This window comes from Ideonella livida (genome assembly GCF_010499455.1).
Taxonomy (GTDB): domain Bacteria; phylum Pseudomonadota; class Gammaproteobacteria; order Burkholderiales; family Burkholderiaceae_C; genus Ideonella; species Ideonella livida.
This window is the reverse complement of record NZ_JAAGOH010000010.1, coordinates 122,768-137,430: the sequence shown is the minus strand read 5'-3', so window position 1 is coordinate 137,430 and position 14,663 is coordinate 122,768. Positions and strand designations below refer to the sequence as shown.

16 protein-coding genes are annotated in these 14,663 nt (G+C 67.8%); all 16 read left to right on the top strand.

The annotated features are described in order from the left end of the window. Nucleotides 1-70: 70 nt before the first annotated feature. Nucleotides 71-307, top strand: coding sequence for an acyl carrier protein (acpP, locus tag G3A44_RS10485; protein ID WP_163457461.1), 237 nt, complete (start codon nt 71-73; stop codon nt 305-307). A 47-nt stretch (nt 308-354) separates the two neighbouring features. Beyond that, on the top strand, nt 355-1,599 hold the full coding sequence (gene fabF / locus G3A44_RS10480; protein WP_163457460.1) for a beta-ketoacyl-ACP synthase II: 1,245 nt from the start codon (nt 355-357) through the stop codon (nt 1,597-1,599). A gap of 168 nt (nt 1,600-1,767) precedes the next feature. Further along, nucleotides 1,768-2,124 carry a hypothetical protein gene (locus G3A44_RS10475; RefSeq protein WP_163457459.1) on the top strand — a complete coding sequence of 119 codons (357 nt, stop codon included), beginning with the start codon at nt 1,768-1,770 and terminating at the stop codon, nt 2,122-2,124. Further along, nucleotides 2,121-2,735 (top strand): RNA polymerase sigma factor RpoE, encoded by a 615-nt coding sequence (gene rpoE / locus G3A44_RS10470; RefSeq protein ID WP_163457458.1) that lies wholly within the window; start codon nt 2,121-2,123, stop codon nt 2,733-2,735. Before G3A44_RS10475 ends, rpoE begins: the two co-directional genes overlap by 4 nt. 35 nt (nt 2,736-2,770) lie before the next feature. Continuing rightward, nucleotides 2,771-3,415 (top strand): sigma-E factor negative regulatory protein, encoded by a 645-nt coding sequence (locus G3A44_RS10465; RefSeq protein WP_163457457.1) that lies wholly within the window; start codon nt 2,771-2,773, stop codon nt 3,413-3,415. Nucleotides 3,416-3,428: 13 nt separating this feature from the next. Then, on the top strand, nt 3,429-4,475 hold the full coding sequence (locus tag G3A44_RS10460; protein ID WP_163457456.1) for a MucB/RseB family sigma factor regulatory protein: 1,047 nt from the start codon (nt 3,429-3,431) through the stop codon (nt 4,473-4,475). Nucleotides 4,476-4,531: 56 nt separating this feature from the next. Next, nucleotides 4,532-6,034: a DegQ family serine endoprotease gene (locus tag G3A44_RS10455; RefSeq protein ID WP_163457455.1), complete on the top strand. Its 1,503-nt coding sequence runs from the start codon at nt 4,532-4,534 to the stop codon at nt 6,032-6,034. Between the two features lie 221 nt (nt 6,035-6,255). Beyond that, the gene (gene lepA, locus G3A44_RS10450) at nt 6,256-8,064 is read left to right on the top strand and encodes a translation elongation factor 4 (protein ID WP_163457454.1); all 1,809 of its coding nucleotides are present in this window, start codon (nt 6,256-6,258) and stop codon (nt 8,062-8,064) included. A gap of 16 nt (nt 8,065-8,080) precedes the next feature. Then, nucleotides 8,081-9,049, top strand: a complete 969-nt coding sequence (lepB, locus tag G3A44_RS10445; protein WP_163457453.1) for a signal peptidase I — start codon at nt 8,081-8,083, stop codon at nt 9,047-9,049. Nucleotides 9,050-9,101: 52 nt separating this feature from the next. Further along, a complete protein-coding gene (locus tag G3A44_RS10440) occupies nt 9,102-9,461 on the top strand; it encodes a DUF4845 domain-containing protein (protein ID WP_163457452.1) in 360 nt (119 codons plus the stop codon). A 23-nt stretch (nt 9,462-9,484) separates the two neighbouring features. Continuing rightward, a complete protein-coding gene (gene rnc, locus G3A44_RS10435) occupies nt 9,485-10,174 on the top strand; it encodes a ribonuclease III (protein WP_163457451.1) in 690 nt (229 codons plus the stop codon). 147 nt (nt 10,175-10,321) lie between these two features. Next, nucleotides 10,322-11,305 carry a GTPase Era gene (gene era, locus G3A44_RS10430; protein WP_163457450.1) on the top strand — a complete coding sequence of 328 codons (984 nt, stop codon included), beginning with the start codon at nt 10,322-10,324 and terminating at the stop codon, nt 11,303-11,305. Between the two features lie 52 nt (nt 11,306-11,357). Next, on the top strand, nt 11,358-12,128 hold the full coding sequence (gene recO / locus G3A44_RS10425; RefSeq protein WP_163457487.1) for a DNA repair protein RecO: 771 nt from the start codon (nt 11,358-11,360) through the stop codon (nt 12,126-12,128). An 89-nt stretch (nt 12,129-12,217) separates the two neighbouring features. After that, a complete protein-coding gene (locus G3A44_RS10420; RefSeq protein WP_163457449.1) occupies nt 12,218-13,018 on the top strand; it encodes a pyridoxine 5'-phosphate synthase in 801 nt (266 codons plus the stop codon). Nucleotides 13,019-13,035: 17 nt separating this feature from the next. After that, on the top strand, nt 13,036-13,449 hold the full coding sequence (gene acpS / locus G3A44_RS10415) for a holo-ACP synthase (RefSeq protein WP_163457448.1): 414 nt from the start codon (nt 13,036-13,038) through the stop codon (nt 13,447-13,449). Next, complete coding sequence (nagZ, locus tag G3A44_RS10410; protein ID WP_375138646.1) at nt 13,442-14,542, top strand: beta-N-acetylhexosaminidase; 1,101 nt, start codon at nt 13,442-13,444, stop codon at nt 14,540-14,542. Before acpS ends, nagZ begins: the two co-directional genes overlap by 8 nt. The last annotated feature ends 121 nt before the right edge of the window (nt 14,543-14,663 follow it).

Below are 14,663 nucleotides of genomic sequence, written 5' to 3'. Positions count from 1 at the left end.
CCTGGGTGGGGGCGCCGGGAGGCCGGCGTAGAATCCCGCCCGTTTTACCCTTTCCCCTCCCGGAGGAGCCATGAGCGATATCGAAGCACGCGTCAAGAAGATCATTGCCGAACAACTGGGCGTTCCCGAAGCCGATGTGACCAACGAGAAGGCCTTCGTGGCCGATCTGGGCGCCGATTCCCTGGACACCGTCGAACTGGTGATGGCCCTGGAAGACGAGTTCGGCATCGAGATCCCGGACGAAGAGGCCGAGAAGATCACCACCGTCCAGCTGGCGATCGACTACGCCAAGAAGGCCAAGGGCTGATTGCCCTTTTGCGCCGTTCCCATTCCTGATCCTGCTGTCCTGAACGCATGACCCGTCGACGTGTCGTCATCACCGGCCTGGGGCTGATCAGCCCGGTCGGCAACACGGTGGCCGAAGGTTGGAGCAACCTGCTTGCAGGCAAGTCCGGCATCGCCCCCATCACCAAGTTCGATGCCTCCGGCATCTCTTGCCAGTTCGCGGGCGAGGTCAAGGGCTTCCGGTTGGAAGACTACATCCCTGGCAAGGAAGCCAAGGCGATGGACACCTTCATCCACTTCGGTCTGGCGGCTGCTGTGCAGGCGGTGCAGGACGCTGGCCTGCCCACCGGCGACCAGCTGACCGAAGAGCAGGCCGAGCGCATCGGCTGCATGGTCGGGTCGGGCATCGGTGGCCTGCCGGAGATCGAGTCCACCACCCGCATGGTGGTGGACCGTGGTCCCCGCCGCATTTCCCCCTTCTTCGTGCCGGCCTCGATCATCAACATGATCTCCGGTCACGTTTCCATCCGCTTCGGATTCACCGGCCCCAACCTGGCCGTGGTCACGGCCTGCACCACGGGCCTGCACTGCATCGGTGAAGCCGGGCGGCTGATTGAATATGGCGACGCCGACGTCATGGTCGCCGGTGGCGCCGAATCCACGGTGTCCATGCTGGGCGTTGGCGGCTTTGCTGCTGCCCGGGCCTTGTCCACCCGCAACGACGATCCGGCCACCGCATCCCGTCCCTGGGACAAGGACCGCGACGGCTTTGTGCTGGGCGAAGGTGCCGGGGTGGTGGTGCTCGAGGAATACGAGCACGCCAAGCGTCGCGGTGCCAAGATTTATGCTGAGCTGCTGGGCTTTGGCATGGGCGCCGATGCGTACCATATGACCGCCCCCAACGTGGACGGCCCCAAGCGCTCCATGAAGGCGGCGTTGCGCAATGCTGGCATCAACGCTGACCAGGTCCACTACCTGAATGCGCACGGCACTTCCACGCCGCTGGGCGACCTCAACGAGACCAATGCCATCAAGAAGGCGTTTGGTGACCATGCCTACAAGCTGGTCGTCAACTCCACCAAGTCCATGACTGGTCATTTGCTGGGCGGTGCGGGCGGTGTGGAGTCGGTGTTCTCGGTGTTGGCCGTGCACAACCAGATCTCCCCGCCGACGATCAACATCTTCAACCAGGATCCCGAATGTGACCTGGACTACTGTGCCAACACCGCGCGGGAGATGAAGATCGATATCGCGGTGAAGAACAACTTCGGTTTTGGCGGCACCAACGGCACCTTGGTGTTCGGCCGCATCTGATGCTGGGTTGACGACTTCCATACGCTGACCTTGTCACGCCAGACCCGCGCCGATCCGGTGGCTCTCCCGTTGAGGGCTGTGCCGGGTCGCGCGGGTCTTGTTCTTTGTGCCCTGCTGGGCGCTGCCGGTGCTTGGCTCCAACACGGGGCGCCGACTGGGGTGCTGGCGGTGCTGGGGCTTGCCGGGCTGCTGGCCGCCTGGCTCGCCCGTCGGCAGGCTGGCACCGGGGCCCTGCTTTGGAACGGGCAGTGCTGGGTTCAGCTGCCGGCAGCCTGGGAGGCCGGTGATGCCGGTGCGGCGCCCGGGGTGCCCGCATCCGGCGGGGAGCCGGTGCTGCGGTTGGAGCTGGTGCTGGAGGGCGAGGATTGGCAGCTGTTGCGTTGGCGCTGCGCCACCTTCCCCTGGCGCCGCTGGGGTCTGGTGACCCGAGGGGATCTGCCTGGGCGTTGGCATGCCTGGCGCCTGGCCATGGCCCGTGAGCGCCGGAGCGCGGATGCGCCGCGCCGGCTGGGGGAGGCCTCATGAACACGCCACAGGTGGATCCTGATGTCGAGCTGGTCGAGCGCGTCAAGCGGGGCGATCAGAAAGCATTTGAAATGCTGGTGCTGAAGTACCAGCGCCGCATCGAGCGCCTGATCGGGCGCATCGTGCGCGACAGCGACCTGGTCTTCGACCTGGTCCAGGAGACCTTCATCCGGGCCTATCGGGCCCTGCCGCAGTTCCGCGGCGACAGTGCCTTCTACACCTGGCTCTACCGCATCGCCGTTAATACCGCCAAGAAGGCGGCCATCGAGCTGCGGCGGGATCCGGTCGTCTCCGAGGCTGCCTTGGCTGGAGATGATGACGATGAGGAAACTTCCTGGCGTTCCCGGGAACCAAGCGACATGGCCACGCCCGAGGCGCTGCTCGCCAGCAAGGAAATCGCTGCGACCGTGAACGCGGCGATCGATGCGCTGTCCGAGGATCTGCGCCAGGCGATCACCCTGCGGGAGATCGAGGGGCTGAGCTATGAGGAGATCGCCGAGGTGATGGGCTGCCCGATCGGTACGGTGCGCTCACGCATCTTCCGCGCCCGCGAGGCCATCGCGGCGCGGCTGCGCCCGCTGCTGGACACGCGGGAAGGTGAGCGTTGGTAGGCCGGCCGGTGGGCCAGGGTTTTGGAGTTGCAGTGATGACAGCTGATGGATCCGGAGATCGAGCCCAGGGGCGGGAGCGCCTGTCGGCGTTGATGGATGGCGAACTGCCGTCCTCCGAAGTGGCCCAGGGCTGCGCGCGCTGGCGCCACGACGCGGACCAGCAGCAGGCCTGGCGCGAATGGAGCCTGATTGGCGACGTGATGCGCTCGGATGACCTGGCGGCCACGCCGGGGCGGCAGGACCGGTTGTTCGCCGCCATCCAGGCCCGGCTGGCGCAGGAGCCGGTGGTGTTGGCCCCTTCGGAGTCGGCCCGCCTGGTGGCGGAAGTCCCCCTGACCGTGTCGGCGACGGAGCCGGTGCCGCTGGCGGCCGTGTCGGCAGCCCGGCGGGCATGGCGGTGGCCGGTCGCCATGGCGGCCGGTGTCTGCATGGTGGCAGGCGGCGCATTGGTATTGCGCACCGGCACGGGTGGCGAGAGCCTGCAGGAGGCGTGGGTGGCCAGTGCGGGGCTGGGAGCGCTGCAGCCGTCGGCCCTGTCGGCCTCCGGTCCGGTGATGGTTCGCAGTCCGGAGCTCGACCGTTATCTGCAGGCCCATCGGCAATTCAGCCAGGGCGCAGGCCTGACCCTGGCGGCGCCCGGGGCCGTGCGCCCTGTTTCCGTGACCCAGGAACTCCGCTGAAGGACAACACCGCATGAACAGCGAGCAGCCGGGCCGGGACCCGGTGCGCAGGACCGGGCGCTGGGCGCCCCTGCTGGCCGGCCTGACCTTGGGCGCCTGCGGGCTGTGGGCGCCGGCCCTGCGGGCGGGTGAGGTGTCCGTTCCGGCCTGGGAGGTCGCAGAGGTCAAGGCCTGGGTCCAGCGGGTCCAGCACGCGGCCATGCGTCGCAACTACCAGGGCACCCTGGTGGTGACGGCCGGCGGCACCGCCAGCACCACACGCATCACCCACCTTGGTGACGGCGCGGCCCCGGTGGAACGGGTGGAGTGGCTGGACGGCGAGCCGCGCAGTGTCATCCGCCACAACGGGTTGCTGCACACGCTGTGGCACCGTCAACGCCTGGCGGTGGTCGAGGCGCGTGAGACGGCGGGCGGATTTCCCGCCCTGCCCACGGGCAGCGACAGGCGGTTGACCGAAGGCTATGAGGTCCGCAGTGCGGGTCAGGATCGGGTGGCCGGCCTGGAGGCTGATGTGGTGCTGCTCAAGGCTCGGGATGGCCTGCGCTTCAGCCAGCGCCTGTGGGTGGAGCGTCAACATGGCCTGTTGCTGCGGGCCGATGTGCTGGCCGCGGGCGGGCAGGTGCTGGAGAGTGCGGCCTTCACCGAGCTGTCCCTGGTGGCTCGCGCCCAGCCTGATCAGTTGCTCAAGCCCCTGCGCCAGTTGTCCGGCTACAAGGTGCTCAAGGCCTCCTTTGAAAGTACGCAGTTGCAGGCCGAGGGCTGGGGGCTGAAGGCCTTGCCGGTGGGATTTCGCGAGGTGCAATGCGCCCGCCGCGTGCTGGACGTGGCCGCCACGGATGCCGCCCCCCTGGTCCAGGCGGTGTTCTCCGATGGGCTCACACATGTTTCGGTCTTCATCGAAGGCTATCAGCCCGCACGTCACGCCCAGCCGGGGCTGAGCTCGCTCGGGGCTGCACATACCCTTACCACACGCCATGAGGACCACTGGATCACGGTGGTTGGTGATGTGCCGCCCGAGACCTTGCAGCGCTTTGCCGGGGCGCTGGAGCGGCTGCGCTAGGCACCGGGCTGTGCCGGCGGACCTTCCGGCTGTGTTCATTTAAGTTGCCCAACGTCATGCCTCATCTGAACCCCACACGGCCTGAGTGCCAAGCTGTCGTTTCTGCCTCCCTACGCCGGCGCCGTGCGCTGTGGGGTTTGGTTGCCGGGCTGGGCCTGGCGCTGAGCGGACCGGCGACATGGGCCGCAGGTGCGGCGACGCCGGTTCAGGGTCCGGTGGTCAAGGGCCTGCCGGACTTCACCGAGCTGGTGGAGCTGACTGGCCCCTCGGTGGTCAACATCCGCACCGCGGAACGTGCCCGTGGTGCTCGCGCCGGCGGCGGGGGGCAGCTCGATCCCGGGGTGGAGGAGTTCTTCCGCCGTTTCGGCATTCCGGTGCCAGGCCAGCGCAATCCACGCGCGGAGGAGGACGAGGACCAGCCGCAGCGCCGTGGCGTCGGCTCCGGCTTCATCCTCACGGCCGACGGCCTGGTCATGACCAACGCCCATGTGGTGGAGGGGGCCGACGAGCTGATCGTGACCCTGACCGACAAACGCGAGTTCAAGGCCCGCGTCATCGGGCAGGACAAGCGCACCGACGTCGCGGTGGTCAAGATTGATGCGGCCGGCCTGCCGGCGGTGCGGATCGGTGACGCCAACCGCCTGAAAGTGGGCGAATGGGTCATGGCCATCGGCTCGCCCTTCGGGCTGGACAACACGGTAACGGCCGGCATCGTCAGCGCCAAGCAACGTGACACCGGCGATTTCCTGCCTTTCATCCAGACCGACGTGGCCATCAACCCTGGCAACTCGGGTGGCCCGCTGATCAACCTGCGCGGTGAGGTCGTGGGCATCAACTCCCAGATCTACAGCCCGTCGGGCGGTTATGCCGGCATCTCGTTTGCCATCCCGATCGACGAGGCCATGCGCGTGGCCGACCAGCTGCGCGCCCACGGTCGCGTCATCCGCAGCCGCATCGGCGTGAGCATCGCCCCGGTCACCCGCGAGGTGGCTGAGTCCATCGGCCTGGGCAAGCCCCAGGGGGCGCTGGTGCGCGGGGTGGAAAACGGCTCCCCGGCGGACCGTGCCGGGCTGGAGGCGGGGGACATCATCGTCAAGGTCGACGGCAAGGCGGTGGAGCGTTCGGGTGAACTGCCGCGCCTCATCGGTGCCGTCAAGCCAGGGACCCGGGTGGTGCTGCAGGTCTTCCGCAACAAGGCCTTCCGCGACGTGCCGGTCACGGTGGTGGAGCTGGATGCTGACAAGACGCGGATCAGCCAGGAGCCGGCCCCCAGCGCCACGGCGCGCACGGCGCTGGGCCTGGCGGTGCAGGACATCCCGGAGGGCCAACGCCGCGAGCTGCGCATCAAGGGCGGTGTGCGTGTCGAGTCTGCCGAGGGGGCTGCAGCTCGGGCCGGCGTGCGCGAGGGGGATGTGGTGCTGGCCTTGGACAACGTGGACATCACCGATGTCCGGCAGTTCACCGCCTTGGCGGCCAAGCTCGACAAGTCCCGGCCGGTGAGCCTGCTGGTGCGCCGGGGCGAGTGGGTCAACTACCTGGTCATCCCGGCCGGCCGTTGAGCCCGGGGGGACATCCGCCCCTCCAATGGCCGGAGGGTACAATCACGGACCAACCTGCAGTAGCCACCCTCCGGCATGTTGGAAGGCGCGTCACCGACCCGACGTGCCTTTTTTTTGCACGGCCCGGCATCCTCCGCCCAGAGGCGATCGGGGTGCCATGCCCAGCGCGTCGGCCCGGCGCCTTCTTGCCGACGGCGGGCGGCCCGCCTCCTTGAGTGACCATGGACCACATCAGAAACTTCTCCATCATCGCCCACATCGACCACGGCAAGAGCACCCTGGCCGACCGGCTGATCCAGCGCTGCGGCGGCCTGAGTGACCGGGAGATGGAAGCCCAGGTGCTGGACTCGATGGACATCGAGCGCGAGCGGGGCATCACCATCAAGGCGCAAACCGCCGCGCTTCAATACACCGCGAAGAACGGCAAGGTCTACAACCTCAACCTCATCGACACCCCGGGCCACGTTGACTTCTCGTATGAAGTGAGTCGCTCGCTCTCCGCGTGCGAAGGTGCGCTGCTGGTGGTGGATGCCTCCCAGGGCGTCGAGGCCCAGACGGTGGCCAACTGCTACACCGCGCTCGACCTCGGCGTGGAGGTGGTGCCCGTCCTCAACAAGATGGACTTGCCCCAGGCCGATCCCGACAACGCCAAGGAGGAGATCGAGGACGTCATCGGCATCGACGCTGGCGACGCTATTCCTTGCTCGGCCAAGACCGGTCTGGGCATCGACGACATCCTGGAGGCGGTCATCGAGCGCATGCCGCCGCCGCGTGGCAATCCCGAGGGTCCGCCCCGCGCGATGATCATCGACGCCTGGTTTGACAACTACGTGGGCGTGGTCATGCTGGTGCGTGTGGTCGACGGCCAGATCGCCAAGGGCGAGCGCATCCGGATGATGGCCACCAATGCGGTCTATGGCATTGAGCACCTGGGCGTGTTCACTCCCAAGAGCGAGAACCGTGACGCGCTGAAGGCCGGCGAGGTGGGCTTCGTCATCTGCGGCATCAAGGAGCTGGCGGCGGCCAAGGTGGGCGATACCGTCACCCTGGAAAAGAAGCTGCCCAATAACGCGGGGCCGGCCACCGAGGCGCTTCCGGGCTTCAAGGAAATTCAGCCCCAGGTCTTTGCCGGCCTCTATCCCAGCGAAGCCAGCGAGTACGACCAGCTGCGCGATGCCCTGGAAAAGCTCAAGCTCAACGACAGCTCGCTGCGCTTTGAGCCGGAAGTCTCGCAGGCGCTGGGTTTCGGCTTCCGCTGCGGTTTCCTGGGCCTGCTGCACATGGAGATCGTGCAGGAGCGCCTGGAGCGTGAGTTCGATCAGGACCTGGTGACCACCGCCCCCAGCGTGGTCTATGAGGTGGAGCTCAACGACGGGACCGTGCTGGAGGTGGAGAACCCCAGCAAGATGCCGGACGTGGGCCGGATCCGCGAGATCCGCGAGCCCATCGTCACCGTGCACCTCTACATGCCCCAGGACTACGTGGGCGTGGTGATGACGCTGGCCAACCAGAAGCGTGGCATCCAGATCAACATGGCCTACCACGGCAAGCAGGTGATGCTCACCTATGAGCTGCCGTTGGCAGAGATCGTGCTGGACTTCTTCGACAAGCTCAAGTCGGTGTCCCGCGGCTACGCCTCCATGGACTATGAGTTCAAGGAGTACCGCGCCGCCGACGTGGTCAAGGTGGACATCCTGATCAACGGCGACCGTGTCGACCCGCTGGCCATGATCGTGCACCGCAGCCAAAGCCAGTACCGCGGCCGTGCCGTGGCGGCCAAGATGCGTGAGCAGATCCCGCGCCAGATGTACGACGTGGCCATCCAGGCCGCCATCGGCGCCAACATCATCGCCCGCGAGAACATCAAGGCGTTGCGCAAGAACGTGCTGGCCAAGTGCTACGGTGGTGACATCACCCGCAAGCGCAAGCTGCTCGAGAAGCAGAAGGCCGGCAAGAAGCGCATGAAGCAGATCGGCTCCGTCGAGGTGCCGCAGGAAGCATTCCTGGCCATCCTCCAGGTTGACGATTGAGAGGCGAGAGACCCGCATGAGCACCTTGACCGCGGCGCTGTACGGCGCGCTTGTCGTCTACCTGGGCGGCTGGTATCTAGACTTCTGGTTCGGCAACTTCTCCCTGCTGCTGTTCATCCTGTCGATGGTGACGGGGGCATTCTGGCTGGCCGAGCGTCTGCGCTTGGCACCGGCGCGGGCCGCAGCCGCCGCGCAGCTGGAGACCCAGCACGCCGCCCGTCAGGCCGAACTGGCCCGGCTGGGCATCGAGAAGGTCGATGGCGACATCGCGGAGGCCCGCGAGAAGCTGTTGATGCAGCCTTGGTGGCTCGACTGGACCGCCGGTCTGTTTCCGGTGATCGTGGTCGTGTTCGTGTTGCGCTCCTTCCTCTTCGAGCCGTTCAAGATTCCCTCAGGCTCGATGATCCCGACGCTGCACGTGGGCGATCTCATCCTGGTCAACAAGTTCCACTACGGCGTGCGCCTGCCGGTGGTCAACACCCTGGTGGTGGCCAACAACACCCCGGTCCGCGGCGATGTGATCGTCTTCCGCTACCCGGTGGATCCGCGTCTGGACTACATCAAGCGCATCGTCGGCCTGCCCGGCGACGAGGTGTCCTACCTCAATGCCCAGCTCCGCATCAACGGCCAGCCGGTGCCCACCACGCCCCTGGGCGAAGGCTACGACGAGGAGGGTCTGCGCCTGATGGCCCAGTTCACCGAGCAGCTCGGTGAGAAGCCGCATCAGGCCCAGCGCTTTCCGCAGGTGCTGCCCTTCCAGCCGGCGGCGGTGCGGGACTTTCCCGGCAAGGAGGGCTGCCGCTACAGCGCCGAAGGCGTGGTGTGCAAGGTGCCTGACGGTCACTATTTCGTGATGGGTGACAACCGCGACAATTCCGAAGATTCACGATACTGGGGGTTCGTGCCCAAGGACAACATCGTGGGCCGGGCGTTCTTCATCTGGATGAACTTTGGCAAGCCGTCGCGCATCGGCGGCTTTGATTGACGTCGGGAGGAGCCGCCCCATGGCGGGTCTGCCTTCCCGTGGAGGGTTGCACATGCGCATTCCGGGACACCGCCAAGGCGGTTTCACCATGGTCGGGTTGATCTTCTGGGCCATCCTGCTGGCCATGGGCGGCCTGCTGGCGGTCAAGGTGCTGCCGGTTTATACCGAATACATGTCCATCCGCAAGGCGGTTCAGTCCATCAAGGACTCCGGTGCCTCCACGGTGGCCGATGTCCGCCGTGGCTTCGAGAAGCAAACCCAGGTCGAGTACGGCATCCAGTCCATCACCGCCCAGGACCTGGAGGTGAGTGTCAACGGCAGCGATGTCCGCATCAGCTACGCCTACGACCGCGAGGTGCCGCTGTTCGGGCCGGTGCTGTTGCTCTTCCGTTTCAGCGGATCGTCCCGCTGATCTTTTTTCGTTTGGCCGCACGCATGGAACCTCGACTGCTTGCCCTGCAGCAGCGCCTGGGCTACACCTTCCAGCAGCCCGGGCTGCTGGCGCGCGCGCTCACCCACCGCAGCCACGGGGCTGACCACAACGAGCGCCTGGAATTCCTGGGCGACTCGGTGCTCAGCCTGGCGGTCTCCCACCTGCTCTACGAGCGCTTCGCCGGCTCGGACGAAGGCGATCTGACCCGGGTGCGTGCCCACCTGGTGCGTGAGGACAGCCTGCACAAGGCCGCTCTGGTGCTGCGGCTGAACGAGGCCCTGCGCCTGTCCGAGGGCGAGGCCAAGGGCGGGGGGGCGCAGCGTGCGTCCATCCTGGCTGACGCGCTGGAGGCCGTGCTGGGCGCGGTCTACCTCGACGGCGGCCTGGAGGCGGCCTTCCGGCTGGTGGGGCAGCTCTTTGGCGAGGTCATCGCCGTCACCCCGCTGGACACCTGGCGCAAGGACGCCAAGACCGAGCTGCAGGAATGGCTGCAAGCCCGCCGTGTGGCGGTGCCCACCTACCGCATCGTCTCCACCCGGGGCCAGGCCCATGCCCAGGTCTTCGAGGTGGAATGCGCCGTGCCCGCCCTGGAGGTTTCGGCCCTGGGCGAGGGCCGTTCCCGCCGCGCGGGTGAGCAGGAGGCCGCCCGCAAGGTGTTGGAGCTTCTGCAGTCCGCGCCCACGCACCCCTGAGCGCTGCCTTTTCCTGGTGCGGGCCTTCCCCGGTGGGCGGCTCGCGCCATCCACCCTGCCGGGGCTGGTGCCCACCGATGGCGCGCCGACTGGCGGCCAGACCGCCGCCCCCCGACCCCTTGCCCTGACGCCACGGATCCCGCCGCGATGACCACCTCTCCTTCTCCTGACGACGCCGCGGATGCCGGCCAGACCGACGCTTCCCTGACGTCTGAAAACCTGCCCCCCCAAGCACCGGACGCTGAGGGCCAGCGCTGCGGCCTGCTCGCCATCGTCGGCCGTCCCAATGTGGGCAAGTCCACGCTGATGAATGCGCTGGTCGGACAGAAGATCAGCATCACCTCCAAGAAGGCGCAGACCACCCGCCACCGCATCACCGGTGTGCGCACGGTGGAGGAGGCGCAGTTCGTCTTCGTGGACACCCCGGGCTTCCAGATGAAGCACGCCACCGCGCTCAACCGCAACCTCAACCGCACGGTGCAGTCGACCCTGGGTGATGTGGACGTGGTGCTCTTCTTGGTCGAGGCCGGGCGCATGGGGCCGGCCGATGAGAAGGTGCTGGCCCTCATCCCGCCGGGCAAGCCGGTGGTGCTGATCGCCAACAAGCTCGACAACATCCACCGCCGCGCCGACCTGCTGCCTTGGCTGCAGCAGATGCAGCAGCGGCATTCCTTTGCCGAGTTCGTGCCGATGTCGGCCACCCGGCGCGCCGATGTGGAGCGGCTGTTTGCCATCCTCAAGCCCTACCTGCCCGAGCAGGGGTGGTTCTATGAGGAGGACACCCTGACCGATCGCAGCGAGAAGTTCCTGGCCTCCGAGATCATCCGCGAGAAGCTCTTCCGCCTGACCGGCGACGAGCTGCCCTACACCTCCACCGTCATCATCGACAAGTGGGAGGAGGAGGAGGGCGGCCTGCGCCGACGTATCAGTGCCTCCATCGTGGTGGAGCGTGACGCCCACAAGGGCATGATCATCGGTGCCGGCGGCGAGCGGCTCAAGCGCATCGGCAGCGATGCCCGTGTCGAGTTGGAGCGCCTCATGGACTGCAAGGTCTTCCTGGAGCTGTGGGTCAAGGTTCGCTCGGGCTGGGCTGCCAGCGAGGAGCACCTGCGCTCCTACGGCTACGAGTGATGCCGGTCGGCGCCAGGGGCTGGCGCCCCATCGCCACATGCCTGCTGCGACCATGACCCGGCGCAGCCTGCCGCCGCCCACGCCCGCTTTCGTGCTGCATCAGCACGACTGGAGCGAGACCAGCCTGATCGTGGAGCTCTTCACCCGCGGGCAGGGCCGGGTGGCCGTGGCCGCCAAGGGGGCCAAGCGCCCGCACTCCCAGCTGCGGCCAGTGCTCATGCCCTTTCAGCGCCTGTCGGTCAGCTTGGGCGCGGTCAAGGACGAGGGGGCGGAGATCCATACCCTGCGGGCGGCCGAATGGGCTGGCGGTGGCCCGGTGCTGCCGGCGGCAGCACTGTTCAGCGGCTTCTACCTCAATGAGCTGCTCCTGCGGCTTCTGCCGCGGGCCGACGCCCAACCCTTGCTGTTCGATGCTTATGCCGGCAGCCTGCCGGCCCTGGCCAGCGGGGAGGACACGCTGATGCAGGCCGCGCTGCGGGCCTTTGAGCTGCTGCTCCTGCGCGAGCTGGGCCTGCTGCCGACGCTGGACCTGCTCACCGCCCAGCAGACGCCCCTGCTGCCCTCGTCGGTGTACAGCCTGCGGCCCGAGCTCGGCCTGGTGGCGGCCGCCATGGCCGACAACGGCCTGACCGGGCGCCAGTGGAGCGACATCCAGCAAGCACTGGACGACGGCGAGCTGGTGGCTTTGCAGTTGGCCTGCGCCCAGGCCTTGCCTGCGCTCAAGACCACCTCCCGCGGACTGCTTCACTATCATCTGGGCTCGGCCCGGTTGCGCACCCGCGAGGTCATGATCGACGCCCAACAGTGGATGGAGCGGGGCTGAGCCCGCGCCGGCGGGGCCCCGCGCCTTCCGCCCGGGCGGGCCCTTCCCGCGACCTTCCCCTCAGCAGTTCCTCACCCCCACACGCCATCATGAATCCGCTCGTCGCACCCGATGCCGGCGCCCATGGCGGTCCGGCCTCCGGCCTGACCGCCCTCTCGGTCAACCTCAACAAGGTGGCGCTGCTGCGCAACACCCGCCACCTGGGCATCCCCAGCGTCACCGTGGCCGCCACCCGGGTGCTGGAGGCTGGCGCCGACGGCATCACCGTCCACCCGCGGCCCGACGAGCGCCACATCCGCCACCACGACGTCCACGACCTGGCCGCGCTGCTGCGGGCGTGGCCGCAGGTGGAGTTCAACATCGAGGGCAATCCGCTGCACAACCTGATGGATTTCGTGCGCGCAGTGCGGCCCCACCAGGCCACTTTCGTGCCCGACACCGTCGGCCAGTTCACCTCGGATCATGGTTGGAACCTGCCCGCCGACGGCGAGGTCCTGCGGCCGCTGATCGAGGAATGCCACGCCCTGGGGGTGCGGGTCAGCCTGTTCATGGACCCGCTGCCCCAGGCCATGGCCCATGCCCGTGCGGTGGGTGCCGACCGGGTGGAGCTCTACACCGAGGCCTGGGCGCGGGCCTGGGGCACGCCGGAGCAGGCCGCCGTGGGCGCCCGGTATGCCGAGGCAGCGCGTGCCGCCCTGGCCGCCGGCCTGGGGGTGAACGCCGGACATGACCTCAACCGTGACAACCTGGCGGTCTTCCTGCGCGAGGTGCCCGGCGTCAGTGAGGTCTCCATCGGCCATGCCCTGATCGCCGATGCCCTGGAGCTGGGCTACACCGAGACCATCCGCGACTACCAGCGCTGCATCCGCCGCGCCCATGCGCCGGTCTGAGACCTGCGGACGCCGCCATGATCTACGGCATCGGCACGGACATCTGCGACATCGGCCGCATCCGCGACACCCTGGCCCGCCGGGGGGACCGCTTTGCCGAGAAGGTGCTGGGCCCCACCGAGCTCCAGGTCTGGGCCGGGCGCCGCCGGCGCCATGAGTCGCGGGGGCTGGCCTACCTGGCCACCCGCTTCTCTGCCAAGGAGTCCTTTTCCAAGGCCATCGGCCTGGGCCTGCACCTGCCCATGACCTGGCGTGCGTGCGAGATCCTGAACGAGCCCAGCGGCAAGCCCTTCATCCGTCTGCATGGCGACCTGGCCGACTGGTTCGCCCAGCGCCGCTTGCAGGCCCACGTGACCCTGAGCGACGAGCTGGACCAGGTGGTCAGTTTCGTCGTCGTCGAAACCCAGCCCGAGGAGCCTGGCCATGCGTGACCACGACCTGCCTGAACTGCCCGAACACGCCCCGGTGGTGCTTGACATCGCCGGCACCCAGCTCAGCGCCGACGACCGCCGCCGCCTGCAGCACCCCATGACCGGCGGCATGATCCTGTTCTCGCGTCATTGGCAGGATCGCGCCCACCTCACCGCGCTGGTGGCCGAGGCCAAGGCCCTGCGCCCGGACCTGCTGGTCTGTGTGGACCATGAGGGCGGGCGGGTGCAGCGCTTCCGCAGTGATGGCTTCACCCACCTGCCGCCCATGCGCTTTTATGGCGAGTTGTGGATGCAGGATGCCCTGCTGGCCACCGATGCCGCCACCGCCGCCGGCTATGTGCTGGCGGCCGAACTCCGCGCCTGCGGGGTGGACCTGAGCTTCACCCCGGTGCTGGACCTGGACCACGGCCGCAGCCATGTCATCGGCGACCGGGCCTTCCACCGCGACGCTCGGGTCACCACCCTGCTGGCCAAGAGCCTGATGCAGGGCCTGCTGCAGGCCGGCATGGCGCACTGCGGCAAGCATTTCCCAGGGCATGGCCATGTCGAGGCCGACAGCCATGTGGCCATTCCGGTGGACAAGCGCAGCCGCAAGGCCATCCTGGAAGACGATGCGCGGCCCTATGAATGGCTGAGCAGTTCGCTGGCCAGCGTCATGCCCGCGCATGTCATCTATTCCCGGGTGGACAAGCAGCGGCCTGCCGGTTTCTCCCCGGTCTGGCTTCAGGACATTCTGCGGGGTGAGCTGGGTTTCACCGGGGCGGTTTTCAGCGACGACCTCAGCATGGAGGGGGCCCGCCAACTCGATGGCCAGGCGGTGAGCTTCACCCAGGCCGGGGTGGCGGCCCTCAACGCCGGCTGTGACCTGGTGCTCTTGTGCAACCAGTCTCAGGTGGAAGGGGGTCAGGCGGTGGATGCGCTGCTGGATGGCCTGCTGGCCGAGGCCCAGCGGGGCCACTGGCGGCCCAGCGAGGAGAGCGAAGCCCGACGCATGGCCCTGCTGCCGCAGACCCAGCCCTTGGCCTGGGACGAGCTGATGCACCATGCCCCCTACCTGCGCGCGCTGGAACGCCTGAACGGCTGGGTGCAGTGAGCGGTCTTCTGCCCTGAGGCCTTGCCGTGTTGGGCGGGCCGCGGTGGGGGCAGGGCATGAAAAAGCCCCCGGACGCAGCAAGCGGGCGGGGGCCTTGGAAGAGGGGCCTCACGCCCATGGG

Bases quoted from the DNA above. Each gene is read 5' to 3' on its own strand.
- lepB (WP_163457453.1), top strand. From the start codon at position 8,081: ATGAGCACCTTGACCGCGGCGCTGTACGGCGCGCTTGTCGTCTACCTG.
- G3A44_RS10465 (WP_163457457.1), top strand. From the start codon at position 2,771: ATGACAGCTGATGGATCCGGAGATCGAGCCCAGGGGCGGGAGCGCCTG.
- fabF (WP_163457460.1), top strand. From the start codon at position 355: ATGACCCGTCGACGTGTCGTCATCACCGGCCTGGGGCTGATCAGCCCG.
- rnc (WP_163457451.1), top strand. From the start codon at position 9,485: ATGGAACCTCGACTGCTTGCCCTGCAGCAGCGCCTGGGCTACACCTTC.
- acpP (WP_163457461.1), top strand. From the start codon at position 71: ATGAGCGATATCGAAGCACGCGTCAAGAAGATCATTGCCGAACAACTG.
- acpS (WP_163457448.1), top strand. From the start codon at position 13,036: ATGATCTACGGCATCGGCACGGACATCTGCGACATCGGCCGCATCCGC.
- G3A44_RS10440 (WP_163457452.1), top strand. From the start codon at position 9,102: ATGCGCATTCCGGGACACCGCCAAGGCGGTTTCACCATGGTCGGGTTG.
- G3A44_RS10420 (WP_163457449.1), top strand. From the start codon at position 12,218: ATGAATCCGCTCGTCGCACCCGATGCCGGCGCCCATGGCGGTCCGGCC.
- nagZ (WP_375138646.1), top strand. From the start codon at position 13,442: ATGCGTGACCACGACCTGCCTGAACTGCCCGAACACGCCCCGGTGGTG.
- lepA (WP_163457454.1), top strand. From the start codon at position 6,256: ATGGACCACATCAGAAACTTCTCCATCATCGCCCACATCGACCACGGC.
- era (WP_163457450.1), top strand. From the start codon at position 10,322: ATGACCACCTCTCCTTCTCCTGACGACGCCGCGGATGCCGGCCAGACC.
- G3A44_RS10455 (WP_163457455.1), top strand. From the start codon at position 4,532: ATGCCTCATCTGAACCCCACACGGCCTGAGTGCCAAGCTGTCGTTTCT.
- rpoE (WP_163457458.1), top strand. From the start codon at position 2,121: ATGAACACGCCACAGGTGGATCCTGATGTCGAGCTGGTCGAGCGCGTC.
- G3A44_RS10460 (WP_163457456.1), top strand. From the start codon at position 3,429: ATGAACAGCGAGCAGCCGGGCCGGGACCCGGTGCGCAGGACCGGGCGC.
- recO (WP_163457487.1), top strand. From the start codon at position 11,358: ATGACCCGGCGCAGCCTGCCGCCGCCCACGCCCGCTTTCGTGCTGCAT.